Consider the following 12,791-nt stretch of genomic DNA (forward strand, 5'->3'; position numbering starts at 1 on the left):
CCGGTTGTAGAGGGGATGGCGAATGAACGGCAATAACCGCTCGACGGCGCGTCGCGCGCCGATGTTCTGTGCGCTCGCGCTCACGATGTCCGCGGCGCTGGCGCAGGATCCGGCGATCACGCCGGCCGTGACCATCGATCAGAACAAGATCCATGACTATCCGCTCGCGAAGATCCTCGAGTCCGGCGGCGACTTCCACACCACGCCGTTCACGCCGGAGGACGGCCACGGCGAAGGCCAGGACGGACCGCGGTCGAAGCAGCGGCAGCTGTTCTACGCGCAGGCGTTTCCGAACTTTCCGTTCCTGCGTCTGAACGGCATCGACTCGCAGAGCTGCTACGAGTGCCACAACACGATCGGCAGCTACGTGCCGCCCGACTACACGCCGGGTTCGAAGGCGCTCCTGCGCAAGCCCAGCCCCGTCGGCGGTTCGGCCGGCGTCGCGAGCAACGCGTTCATCAATCCGAATTTTCCGACCAACCTGACGCAGCTCGTGCGCAATCCGCCGCACGTGTTCGGCACGGGCTACGGCCAGTCGCTCGCCGCCGAGATGTCGACGCTGCTCGGCCTGCAGGCGGCGATCGCCACGCAGGTCGCGCAGGCCAAGGCGCAGCAGAGCGGCAAGTCGTCCACGCAGTCCTGGGCGCTGTCGGCGAAGGGCCTGTCGTTCGGCACGTACGCGGTGACCTGCATACCGCAGGGCGATTGCACGCCCGACGCGAGCAAGGTCACCGGCGTGCAGTCCGACCTCATCGTGCGTCCGTTCCAGTGGAAGGGCATCGCCTCGTCGGTGCGCCACTTCGTGCGCGACGCGATGGACTTCCATTTCAGTATGCAGGCGGTTGAGAAGGTCGGGCACTTCGACTGCGACCGCGACGGCAAGGTCGACGAAATGACGGTCGGCAACGTCACGGCGCTGGCCTCGTTCGTCGCGATGACGCGTCCGCCGTACGTCGCGATCCCGACCGACCCCGCCGGCAAGAAGAGTTTCGAGCGCGGCAAGGCGATCTTCGAAGGCACCGCGGCCGACCTCAAGGGCACGCTGTCGGGCAGCATGTGCGCCACGTGCCACGTGCCGCAGATGACGCTCGCCGCGCCGCTGCTCGTCATCGAGAATCCGCCGGTACCGAACGTGACCGATCCGTCGGGCTGTCCGACCGAGACGACGCTGATCAACGCCGTGCCGCCCGAGCAGCATGCGACGACGAAGCAGGTCAAGGCGCGCGTCGCGGCGATCCTCGCCAAGCAGGCGAGCCTGAAGTCCGCCGTGTCGGCCGAGGCGGTCGAGTCGGTCGCGGCTTCGGCGCGGTCCGACGCGGTGCTCGCGTCCGCGCCGCCCTCGAAGCTCGATCCGCTCGACCTTCTCGTCGACCTCACCAAGCCTGGCGACGCGCCCGCCTATGTGTATCCGCGCCTTCAGGCGCAGGGTGACGGCCAGGTGGTGGTGCCGATCCTGTCCGACCTGCGCCTGCACAACATGGGCTCGGGCCTCGCCGACAGCGTGTCGCAGGGCGTCGACGTGTCGACCACGCCGCCGGTGCCGCCGCCGCTGTTCCTCACGCGTCCGCTGTGGGGCGTGGCCGACACCGGTCCGTGGCTGCACGACGGCCGCGCGCGCACGTTGAAGGAAGCGATCGGCTTTCACAACAGCACGGGCAGCGAGGCGACGCCGATCATCCAGGCGTTCGACAAGCTCTCCAAGGAAGACCAGCAGGCCGTCGTGAACTTCCTGCTCGCGCAGCGCCTGCCGATCGCGCAGGACATCACGCAGGGCGCGACGGCGTCGAAGTGAGGAGCCGCTCATGACCACCACGGCATCATCCAATACCTTGGCGCTGAACCGTCCGCCGGATACGGCGGACGTCCTCATCGTCGGCGCGGGCGTTTCCGGCCTGTACTGCGCCTGGCGGCTGTTGAACCGGGATCCGAACCTCAAGATCGCCATCGTGGAGAAGATCGGCCGCATCGGCGGCCGGCTCGACACCGATCGCGTGATCATCCTCGACGACGCCGGCAAGCCGGTCGAAGTCAAGGACGAGGAAGGCGGCATGCGCTTCAACTTCGGCATGCAGGAGCTCATCGAGACCGCGCACGACCTCGGCCTCGACAAGCGCATCGTGCCGTTCGGCATGGGCAACGACAACAACCGCTACTACGTGCGCGGCCGTGCCTTCACGGTCGGCGAGTCGAAGGCCGACGGCAACGCGATCTGGAGCGAGCTGTACAACCTCGACGTGCGCGAGCAGGGCCTGTCGCCCGGCGATCTCATCGACAGCGCGTATCGCGCGATTCTCGCCGAGAACCGCTGCGACGCGCCGTCCGATCCGACGCCGCAGTTCTGGCAGACGTTCCGCAACACGTTCACCTACGACGGCATCAAGCTCAACGAGTGGGGGCTTTGGAGCCTCCTCATGCGCTTCGGCTATTCGCAGGAATGCGTCACGATGCTGTCGGACGTCGTCGGCTTCGCCGGCCCGTTCCACTCGTCGTCGAACGCGGGCGACGCGCTGCAGATCCTGCTCGATTTTCCGAACGACCCGAAGTTCCACGCGTTCGACCAGGGCTTCTCGACGCTGATCGACGCGCTCGCCGCGAAGATCAAGGGCAAGGCGACGACGACGATCGGCACGACGGTGACGTCGCTCGAAGCCGGCGAGGGCGGCGCGATCCGCGCGTGCTGGGCGTCGACGCCGGGCGTGTTCCCGGGCGACGGCGAACGCGGCACGGTCACTGCGGCCAAGGTGATCCTCGCGCTGCCGAAGAACGCGATCGAAACGCTCGCGGCGGCGTCGCCGCTCTTGACGTCGGACACCGCGCAGTACGAACGCTTCACGCGCAACCTCGGCGGTTCGGTCGGCATGGTGCTGGCGAAGATGAACCTGTACTACCACAACGCGTGGTGGCGCGACGGCAGCACGAACCGCGCGCCGATCGCCGACGGCCCGTCGTTCACCGACCTGCCGGCCGATTCGTTCTACGTGTTCGATCCGATCACGGGCGAATCGGAAACCGGCCCGGCCGCGTTGACGCTGTATTGCGATTTCAACAACGCGGACTTCTGGGAAGAGCTGCAGGAGATCGGACCGAAGTTCACCTCGCCGCTGCAGGAGCACTACAACCGGCAGTCGCCGCAGGTGCTGTTCGCGGCGTCGCAGGCGGTGGTGGACGAGATGACGCGTCAGCTCACCGACGTGTTCGCGACGTTCGCGATCCCGAAGCCCGTGCTGACGAGCTACCGGCGCTGGGGCGACAGCGAATACTTCGGCTATGCCTACCACCAGTGGGGCCGCGGCGCGAACGACATCGAGATCATTCCGGCGCTGGCGAAGCCGTATGAAAAATTGGATCTGTACACCTGCGGCGAATCGTGTTCGGACCAGCAGGGCTGGGTCAACGGCGCGCTGCGCTCGGCGGAGATCGTGTTGACGCAATACTTCGGACTGGCGCCGCTGATTCCCGATGCGGCGAACTGGGTCAATCCGCTCGACACGTCAGGGCAGCCGGAGGTTCTGGCGGTCGCTTAGTCTTGCTCCCTCTCGCCCCACGCCGTGGGGGAGAGGGCCGGGGCGGCCGCTCCAGTTTCACCTGCACCCGCGGCATTAGTACATCCGTGTATGTCAAGGGGGCGACGCATCGTACTTCGTCGACGAAGATTCCGGCGTCGCCCCCTCACCCAAACCCTCTCCCCCAAGCAAGCTTGGGGGAGAGGGCTTTCAGCGCGCCAACACCTTCCGCAACCCCTCGCTATACGTCCGGCTCACCTTCAGCACCGTCCCGTCGTGCAACCGCGCGACGGCATCGCGGTTCGTCGCCGCGCGCAGGTCGGCCACGCGATCGATGCGCACGATCGTCGAGCGGTGCACGCGCATGAACACGCGCGGGTCGAGCCGGCCTTCGAGCGCGTGCAGCGGCTCGCGCAAGAGGTGCACCTTGCTCGCCGTGTGCAGGCCGCAGTAGTCGCCGATCGCTTCGATCCAGTCGATGTCGCTCACGTGCGCGACCACGACGCGGCGGCCGACGCGCACCGCGAAGCGCGCCGGATACTCAACGCCGCCCGATTCCTTCGCCTCGAGTTCGGCGCTGCGACGCGCGGCGCGCACGCGTTCGAGCGCGCGCGCGAAGCGGTCGTCGTCGATCGGCTTCAACAGATAGTCGACCGCCTCGGCGTCGAACGCGCGCAGCGCGAAGCGGTCGTATGCGGTGAGAAAAACGACGTGCGGCCGGCGCGCCGGCGCGAGGCGTTCGAGCAGGCCGAAGCCGTCGACGCCGGGCATGCGCACGTCGAGAAACACGACGTCGGGCGACAGTTCGGCGATCGCGCGCGCGGCGTCGTCGGCGTTCGCGCATTCGCCGACGACCATGAAGTCGGCGCGGCCGGCCAGGCGCGCGACGACGCCTTCGCGCGCGAGCGGTTCGTCGTCGACCACGAGGACGCGCAGGGCCGTCATGCGTCGCGCTCCGCCGCGATCGGACGGGCCGGCAGTTCGACGCGCGCCGCGCCGCCGCCGCCGGGCGGTCGCGACAGAACGAGCCGGAAGTCGTCGTCGTACAGATGCCGCAGCCGGCCCGCGACGTTGCTGAGGCCAACGCCGTAGCGCACGGGTTCGACGAGATCGACGCCGTCGTTCGCGACGGTCAGCACGAGCCGCTCGCCGTCGCGGCGTATCGCGATGTCGAGCCGGCACGCGCGCCGGCTCGGCGCGATGCCGTGACGGATCGCGTTCTCGACGAGCGGCTGCAGAAGCAGCGGCGGCATGCCGAGATCGAGCGATGCGGGATCGACGTCCGGGCGCACGTCGAGCCGGTCGCCCAGGCGTACGCGTTCGATGTCGAGATAGCCGAGCGTCAGTTCCAGTTCCTCGGCGACGCGCACCTCGCGCGTGACGTCGGCGTCGAGCGTCAGACGCAGGAAATCGCCGAAGCGCGCGATCATGCGCGTCGCGTGCGCGGTCTGCTGGGTATACACGAGCGTCGAGATCGCGTTCAGCGTGTTGAAGATGAAATGCGGCTGGATCTGGTAGCGCAGCGCGCGCAGTTCGGCTTCGCGCGCGAGCGCGGTCGCGGCGATCAGGCGCTCGCGCGCTTCCTGCGCCGCGGTGTAGTAGCGAAATCCGAAGTACAGGCCGACGATGCCGCCGAGCAGCGCCCAGGCGCCGATCGCGCCGGAAAGACTCTCGAACCAGAGCGATTTCGCGCCCATGCCGGGCGGGTCGAGCCAGCGGTCGAACGCCTCGGAGCCGGCGGCGCACAGGTACGCGAGCACGTAGGCGAACGTCAGCGCCGCGGCGAGCGCGCGGCCGATCGCGGCGTGCGCGTACAGCCAGCGGCAGACGATGAGCAGCGGCAGGCTGCACGCGAGGCACGCGATGGTCAGCACTACGCGATACAGCACGTACGTCGGGTACGCGAAATTCGGCAGCGTGCCGAGCGCGGAAACGAGCACGCACGCGCCCCAGCTGGCGACGAGCAGCGTGGCGAAACTGCGGTCGGGGTTCTCTCGCGGTGCGGTCGGCGTGTTCACGGCGGCAGGATAGCCCGTTGCGCCGCGCTCGCGTAACGCTTCGTCGCGGGCGCGGCACGGCTCGTTGCGCGGCGCTTGAGGCGCGCACGGCGCCCGGTCGAAGCTCGCGTCCCCGATCCGTCGAGAGAACGCCATGATGATTTTTCGACCGCTGCTGGCTGCCGCGTTCGCGTTGGCCATGTTCGCCGCGCACGCCGCGAAGCCTGAGGTCTATGTGCTCGGCACGCTGTACAAGAAGCACGAGACGGTCGGCAGCTACGATCTTGCGGCGCTGTCGCGCGTGATCGAGGCGATCGCGCCGGACGTCGTCGTGCTCGACGTCAACCCGACGGAGCTGGCCGAACGCAAGGTGTTTCCCGGCAAGGTCGAATACACGCAGGTGATCTTTCCGTACGTCGACAAGCGCGGCGTCAAGGCCTACGCGGGCGAGCCGCCGGAGCCGACGTTCGGCGAAATCGTCGCGGCCGTGATCAAGGCGCGCGAGGATCTCAAGGCGCGCAATCCGGCCGGCGCCGCGGCGATGGAGGCCTACCGCAAGGCGACATACGAAGCGTTGGCGGCATTGTGGAAAGATGCGGCCGACCCGAACGGCGCGGCGAGCGAGGCGGTGATCGAAGGACTCAAGCGCTACGAGGCGCGCATGATCGGGCCGGTGGAGGCCGACTCGAACCGGCGCTGGGACACGCATGCGGCGAGCGTGACGCTCACGGCGGTCAGGGAAAATCCCGGCAAGCGCGTGCTGCAGATCGCGGGCGTCGAAAACCTGCCGCTGATCCGCGCGACGCTGCGCGCAAGCGGCGAGGTGGAGCTCGTCGACATGGAGGCGTGGATACGCGCGAACGCGTCAGCGCCGGCGCGTTGAGTCGTCGCGACCGCCGATGTGTCGACGAAGATCGTGGCGTCGCCCCCTCACCTGACGTACATGGATGTACTAATGCCGCGGGCGCTGGATGCGCACGAGCGGCCAACCCTCTCCCCCAAGCGAGCCTGGAGGAGAGGGCTAAAGCGTCGCAGCGCGGAAATCCTCGGCTCCTTCTCCCTCAACCGTGTTGGGGGAGAAGGCTGGGATGAGGGGGCGACGCCCGATACGACCTCGGTCTTGAATTCGCCGACAGTTTTTCAGTTGCGATCCGTTCGCGCGGTTCACTGAAATCCGTTCGCGAAAATAACATCTCCGCCGACGCGAAACGTGCGCACTTCGCCCGGATACAGGTCGAAGCGCAGCCGCGTCGACGCGAGCGCCGCGCCCGAGAGCAGGTCGCGCACGGCGCCCGTGCCGCCGAGCGTCACGGTCACCGCGCTCCGCGTCGTCAGTGCCGTGTTGATCGCGGCGTAATAGTTGCCCTGCGCCGTCGCGATCTCGCGCACGACGACCGCGGCGTCGCTCGCCGCGCCCGCGCGCGTCGTCGCGGCGAGCGCCGGCAGCGTCAGCAGCGCGCGGTTGTAGCGGCGCACGTACGCCGGTTCTCCGCGCGAGAAGCTCGACGATTCGAGGTAGCCGATGTTGAGCGGATTGCCGTTCGCGAGCGCGCGCGCCTCGGCCATGGTCACGTAGGGGCCCGCGCGATCGACCGCGACCGCGATGTAGCCGACGCGCCCCTGGAACGGTTCGGTCGCGCTGACCGCGTAGTGCGTCGTGCACGCGTTGTCTTCGAACGACTGGCCGTTGTCTTCGTTGAGCGGGTAGTAGTGCGTCAGCGTCTGGCCGTCCGCGTTCGAGAACTCGGCGAACAGCTGCGCATCGTCGACCGTGTACAGACTCGTGCCGACCGGCAGCGTCATCGCGACGCCGTCGGTCGTCGCATAGCGCGCGGGGTCGGGCGGCGGCGTGCCGTGCGTCTCCTCGGCGCGTTCGGTGCCGGTCGTGGCGATCGGCCAGGTCTTGAACACGCCGTTGTAGTGCTGCCGCTGCGACAGCATCTGCGCCGGCGTGAAGCCGCCCCATTGCCAGCGATACCAGTTCGCGACGTCGGGATCGGGATTGCCGTTCAGCGTCGCGGCGTAGGTGTTCCACCACGTCACGTCGTCGGTCACGAGATTCGTCAGGTTGGCCTCGCCCGGCGTCGTGTACGCCGGCGGCACCGGTTCGCCGGGATATGCGGTGAAGTGGATTTGTGCATCGTTGTCGCCGAGGCCGGCGCGCACGTAGTCGCGCAGATTGACGAGCAGATCGCGACGCTCGCCGTACCACCAGTCGTAGTAGCTCGCGCGCGACGCCTCGTCGCTGCGCAGCTGCGCGATCGTGCGCGGCTGCGCCGGCCGGTCGGCGTTGTAGCGCGCGAGCGCCGCCGGCGAAAAGCTGACCGGCAGCTTCGTCTGGCGCGTGCGCAGCCACACGCCGACGAAATCGGCGACGTCGCGGTGCGCGATCACGGTCTTGTCGACGAGGTGCTGGAGATCGACCAGCGTGTCGGGGTCGGTCACGTCGGCGGAGACGTTTTCGGTCCACCACACGCACGTGTAGTAGCTCGTATTGCCGCAGGTCGTGTAGACGCCGTCCCACAGCTTTTTCGTGCGGCGCTGCGCGCCGAGCGAGCGGTAGCCGCAGCTTGCACCGGTGCAGGCGCCGACGCTGCCGCCGTATTCGAAGTAGGGCAGCACGGAGAGGCCCGCCGCGCCGGCGCGCGCGACGATCTGCGTCCAGATGTCCACGAGCGGCGGCTGCGCGTTCCAGATCCACTGCGCGTCGCCGCCGTCGAAACCCTGGTTGTGGCCCCATTCCATGAGGTCCTTGCCGAACGTATTGAAGCCGTAGAACTTCGCCAGCGTCATCTTCGCGGCGAACCAGTCGATCGGCTGCGCGAACGCGCGCTGCGCGGCGTTGTTCGACGACACCGCCTCGTCGGCCATTTCCTCGCGCCAGAACAGATGGCGGCGCGGCAGCGGCGCCGGCGGATATTCGACCGGCGCGGGCAGCGCGGCGGCGTTCGTCACCTCGTACAGACGGATCTTGCCGATAGCCGCGCCGCTGCCGGCCGGATCGTCCCACTGCTTGTTCTGGAAGATCACGACGTCGAAGCCGTTCGCCGGCACGAGATTGCGGTTCGCGCAGACGGCGTTGCGTTCGGCCTTGAGCGTCGAGAAGCGTTCGTGCAGGACGAACAGGCTGCGATACGACGTCCACGTTTGCGACTGCGGATAGTTCAGCGATTCGAGCGTCGAACGCGTGAACTGGCGCCGCGCGTCGCCGACCGACCTGCCGGTGGCGAAGCCGCGCACGAAGTCGGCGCCGCGGTTGGCGACGAAGATCGTGCGCGGCACGTCGTCGGGATATTCGACGTCGAGCACGTAGGCGCGGCCGGCGACGAGGCCGCGCCCGGCGCCGATGCGATAGCCGAACGCCTTGGAATCCGGCGACATCGCCATGACGCGCGCGTTGCGGCCCAGGCGCGACGCGACGCCCGATGCGCCGCTCGGGCTTTCGAAGGTCGGCGCGGCGACGGCGGTGTCGATTTCGTCGACGAGCGTCAGCGCGCCGAACGGCTGGGTTTCGAGCGGCAGCGGCGCGTCGACGACGGCCTGCGCCGGCGCGTCGGTCGCGGCGAGGAGCGCCAGCGCGCAGCCGGCGAGGCACTGCACGAGATTGCGTTTCACGGTCGTCTCCGGGAGGGCGGGGAGCCGGCGTCGACGCTATCACGCCTGCACAAAGGGAAAACTGGACCGGATTCGGATTTCCTGACGGCGCCCTGACGAATGCGCGGGCTGCGAACGCGCGGTTAAGCGGGTTTAACGAGCGCCGCCGCAACGGCGACGGTCGCTACGACTTTCGTCTCATGCAAGTTGACGCCGTCCGCACGACACTCGATCGCATGAGCACGACGATCCTGATTGCCGACGACCACGCCGTCGTTCGCGAAGGCATCCGCGGCCTGTTGCGCCTCGATCCGCGCTTCGTGATCGTCGGCGAGGCCGCCGACGGCGAAACCGCGACCGACATCGCGCGCGAGCATGCGCCCGACGTGGTGCTGCTCGATCTGATGATGCCCGGCATCGGCGGCGTCGCGGCGACGCGCGCGATCAAGGCCGCGAGCCCGCGCACGCACATCATGATCCTCACGTCGTCGAACGACGACGAACTCGCGTTCGCGGCGATCGAAGCCGGCGCGCAGTCGTTCCTGCTCAAGTCGATGCGCGGCGAAAACCTGCTGCAGGCGATCCACTACGCGAGCATCGGCGAATCGACGATGCATCCGTCGATCGCGCGGCGCATCCTGTCGGCGGTGCAGCAGCGCAACCAGCCGGCGGCCGATCCGTTCGGCGAACTGACCGAGCGCGAACTCGACGTGCTGCGCCGGCTCGCCGAAGGCGGCAGCAACGCGAAGATCGCGGCGCACCTCGGCATCACCGAGAAAACGGTGAAGGCGCACCTCGGTAACGTGATGTCGAAGCTGCAGCTCTCGGACCGCACGGCGGCGGTCGCCTTCGCGTGGCGCGAGGGATTGATGGCGCGCCGCGCGAGCTGAGGTTCAGCAGGCTACGGCCAGAAAATCCACGCGAGAATGCCGCCGAAGATCGCGAACTTGAGCACGTAGTAGAGCGGCTTGTTCCATTCGCGCAGCGCCTTGGCCTTGAGGCGGATCGCGTAGAACGACGCGAACACGCGATTGAGGCCGCCGGTCTTGTCGCCTTCCTGGTTCGGCGACGCGCCCGCCGCGACGAGATGGCGCGCGATGAAGCGGTTGAGCGCGCCGGCCCAGCGCCAGCGCATCGGGCGCTCGACGTCGCAGAACAGGATGATGCGGTCGCGGTCGGTGCCGTTCTCGGCGCGGTGGATGTAGGTTTCGTCGAACATCACGGCTTCGCCGTCGCGCCAGCTGTAACGCTCGCCGTCGACTTCGATGTAGCAGCGATCGTCGCCCGGCGTGACGAGGCCGAGGTGATAGCGGATCGATCCGGCGTACGGATCGCGGTGCTTGCGCAGTTCGCTGCCGGGCGGCAGCTCGGCGAACATCGCGGCCTTGACGCTCGGAATCGTGTTGAGAATTTCCGTGGTCTTCGGGCACAGCTCCCGCGCGGACGGATGCGCGTCGTCGTACCACTTGAGATAGAAGCGCTTCCAGCCGCGGCGGAAGAACGAATTGAAACCGACGTCGTTGTACGACGAGGCCGCCTTGATCTGCTGCGCGTCGCGCAGCGCGAGCGCCTCGGCGCGGATTTCCTGCCAGCTCGCGGTCAGCGGTTTGAGATCGTCGAAGAACTCGGTCGAGACGTAAGGCTTCGTCGGCACGCGCGAACAGGCGTACATGAACACGTTGACCGGCGCCATGAACATCGAGTGGTCGGTGAGCTGGCGGAAGAATTTCAGACGCACGCGCCCGCGAAAATGCACGTACAGCGTGCTGCCGACGAAGACGGCCAGGATCACCCACTTCAACATGTGCTGCAGACTCCACCGGAACGGCCGGCGCGTACGGGCGCGCATTATCCGCCATCGGCGCGCGGCTGGCACGGGACGTTGGTCGGTGTTTCGGCGCGTGGGGGCGCGAGGCGTCTTTTGCAAGGGCGCGGGGTCGTCGATTCGACGCCCCCGCGCCGCGCGGTCACCGGTTCTGGATGTAGCAGGCGCCGTCGACGCAGACGATGCCGCCGCCGCCCAGGCCCCCTCGCATGTCGATCACCGGCACGCCGAACGATTCCGCGAGCCAGCGGAACCAGTCGATGTCGGCGGCCGGGCCGGTATCGACGCCGAAATCGAAAAACGTATTGTTGTAGAGCTGTTCCTTCTGCTCGGGAATCGGATTGTCGCGCGCGTCGCGCGACGCGTCCTTGAGACGTCTCCACCGGTTGACGTTCAGGTCGAAGAAGTAGATCGAGGTCGAACCGTCGCGAAAGCGGAACGTCACCTGGACCGGAACGCCGTTTTCGTTGAAGTGCGTGAATCGATAGTTCTGGGCGGCGAAGAACGCGATGCGCGCTTCGATGTCCTGGGCGTGCATGCGCACCATTTCCGCGACGCGCGCTTCGAGGTTCGGGTCCATCACGTTTTCGTACGCGTTGACCGGCAGGCGTTCTCCCGATGTCGTCTGCGCCGACGATTTCGATACGAGGGCCTGCTGCGCGGCCGGGGCGTCGACGACGCGCGTATTGCCGTTCGTCAGCACCGAGAGGTCGTAGATGAGGGTCGCGATTTCCGGCTCGACCGGCACGGCGATGATGTTGGGTTCGTACGGCGGCGGCTCGGGATCGTACGGATCGGGAATGTTCGCGATATTCGCGTATTTCGCGACCGTGCCGTTGGCGAGGTTGACGATGTAGCCTGGCTGCACGCCGGGCGAGTAGAGCTCGCTCCACGCGACGTCGTACATCTGCTGCGGCGTGCAGCCGTCGCAGCCGAAGATCGAAGCGAAAGCGACGGTCGGCAGGGCCAGGGCGCCCGCGACCGCGACGGCGAAAATTTTCTTCATGCAAAACTCCGGAATGGGATGTACATGGTTTCGCCGCGACCGGCGAGACGGCGCGGCGAAACCACGCTAGCGGCGAGTGACGCTGCGCGCGTTCGGACTTCGTTAGCGAAGGGACGAACCGCACGGCCATGTGGACGAGTGCGCGGCGATAGGTCTGCGGTCCGCTTTGCGCAAGCACATGGACCGAACCCCTCGTAGACCGATCACCTCACGGAGACGCCGATGACGCTGCAACTGACGCTGGTCAACAACTCGGGCAAGCCGGGCAACCTGTTCGCGTTTCAACGCTACGGCGGTCTGCGGCAGTCGCTGGCGTGGCTGTCGAAGTACGCCTATCCCGGCACGCAGGTCGATTTCTTCTGGGATCCGTCGTCGCTGTGCTTCGTGTGGTCCGGCACCGGCAAGCTCGGACCGGGCGTGGTGATCGACGTCGCGCAGTTCGTACCGGCGGCGATTTCCGGCACGAACCAGATCACGCTCTCGTACGACGCCGAACACCGCACGTTCTATTTTCACGACCAGGGGCAGGGGCCGCAGAGCGGTCAGCTGTTCATCCGCCAGGACACCACGATTCCCGCGCATTCGGCGTCGGTCGGCGTGGGCCTCGCCAACAAGGCGACGCTCGTATTCGACGTGTCGCCGAACCTCATGACCGTGATCGACACGCGCGCGACGACGCTGTGGGTCGCGTTCGGCGACTACCAGCAGGGCCAGTACATCGAAGACGTCGAAGCGCTCGGCGCGGTCGAAGTGACGTTTCCGCCGAACGTCGTGGCGATGACGGCGACGATCGACGCCGACGGCCGGTGGACGGTCGTCGAGAACGTGCTGGGCAAACGGGCGGAGGAGGCGAGCTGAGTCGACGA

The 12,791-nt window shown here is 67.5% G+C and carries 10 protein-coding genes; 5 read left to right on the forward strand and 5 right to left on the reverse strand.

The window, feature by feature from the left end; translation table 11 throughout:
- Positions 1 to 22 precede the first annotated feature (22 nt).
- Both OD750_RS26015 and OD750_RS26020 read left to right on the forward strand, forming a co-directional pair.
- Positions 23 to 1,792, forward strand: a complete 1,770-nt coding sequence (locus OD750_RS26015; RefSeq protein ID WP_263543012.1) for a di-heme oxidoredictase family protein — start codon at positions 23 to 25, stop codon at positions 1,790 to 1,792.
- A gap of 10 nt (positions 1,793 to 1,802) precedes the next feature.
- Positions 1,803 to 3,524, forward strand: a complete 1,722-nt coding sequence (locus OD750_RS26020) for a flavin monoamine oxidase family protein (RefSeq protein ID WP_263543013.1) — start codon at positions 1,803 to 1,805, stop codon at positions 3,522 to 3,524.
- A 189-nt stretch (positions 3,525 to 3,713) separates the two neighbouring features.
- Here the strand turns inward: OD750_RS26020 and OD750_RS26025 are convergent, their stop codons facing one another.
- Both OD750_RS26025 and OD750_RS26030 read right to left on the reverse strand, forming a co-directional pair.
- Positions 3,714 to 4,448, reverse strand: a complete 735-nt coding sequence (locus tag OD750_RS26025; RefSeq protein WP_263543014.1) for a LytR/AlgR family response regulator transcription factor — start codon at positions 4,446 to 4,448, stop codon at positions 3,714 to 3,716.
- Complete coding sequence (locus OD750_RS26030) at positions 4,445 to 5,521, reverse strand: sensor histidine kinase (RefSeq protein WP_263543015.1); 1,077 nt, start codon at positions 5,519 to 5,521, stop codon at positions 4,445 to 4,447. Before OD750_RS26030 ends, OD750_RS26025 begins: the two co-directional genes overlap by 4 nt.
- A 133-nt stretch (positions 5,522 to 5,654) precedes the next feature.
- On the opposite strand from OD750_RS26030, the gene OD750_RS26035 reads away from it, so the two are divergent.
- Entirely contained in the window at positions 5,655 to 6,383 is a 729-nt protein-coding gene (locus OD750_RS26035; RefSeq protein WP_263543016.1) for a hypothetical protein, read from the forward strand.
- A 281-nt stretch (positions 6,384 to 6,664) separates the two neighbouring features.
- Here OD750_RS26035 and OD750_RS26040 read toward each other — a convergent pair whose 3' ends face one another.
- Entirely contained in the window at positions 6,665 to 9,115 is a 2,451-nt protein-coding gene (locus OD750_RS26040) for a hypothetical protein (RefSeq protein WP_263543017.1), read from the reverse strand.
- A 215-nt stretch (positions 9,116 to 9,330) separates the two neighbouring features.
- Here OD750_RS26040 and OD750_RS26045 point away from each other — a divergent pair, with 215 nt between their 5' ends.
- Positions 9,331 to 9,984 carry a response regulator gene (locus OD750_RS26045; RefSeq protein ID WP_263543018.1) on the forward strand — a complete coding sequence of 218 codons (654 nt, stop codon included), beginning with the start codon at positions 9,331 to 9,333 and terminating at the stop codon, positions 9,982 to 9,984.
- Positions 9,985 to 9,995: 11 nt separating this feature from the next.
- Here the strand turns inward: OD750_RS26045 and lpxO are convergent, their stop codons facing one another.
- Entirely contained in the window at positions 9,996 to 10,898 is a 903-nt protein-coding gene (gene lpxO, locus OD750_RS26050) for a lipid A hydroxylase LpxO (protein ID WP_263543019.1), read from the reverse strand.
- 163 nt (positions 10,899 to 11,061) lie between these two features.
- Positions 11,062 to 11,925 (reverse strand): hypothetical protein, encoded by an 864-nt coding sequence (locus tag OD750_RS26055; RefSeq protein ID WP_263543020.1) that lies wholly within the window; start codon positions 11,923 to 11,925, stop codon positions 11,062 to 11,064.
- A gap of 222 nt (positions 11,926 to 12,147) precedes the next feature.
- Between OD750_RS26055 and OD750_RS26060 the strand changes: the two genes are divergently transcribed.
- Complete coding sequence (locus tag OD750_RS26060; protein WP_263543021.1) at positions 12,148 to 12,783, forward strand: hypothetical protein; 636 nt, start codon at positions 12,148 to 12,150, stop codon at positions 12,781 to 12,783.
- Positions 12,784 to 12,791: the final 8 nt, after the last annotated feature.

Origin of the sequence: Tahibacter soli (assembly GCF_025717065.2) — a bacterium.
Taxonomy (GTDB): Bacteria; Pseudomonadota; Gammaproteobacteria; order Xanthomonadales; family Rhodanobacteraceae; genus Tahibacter; species Tahibacter soli.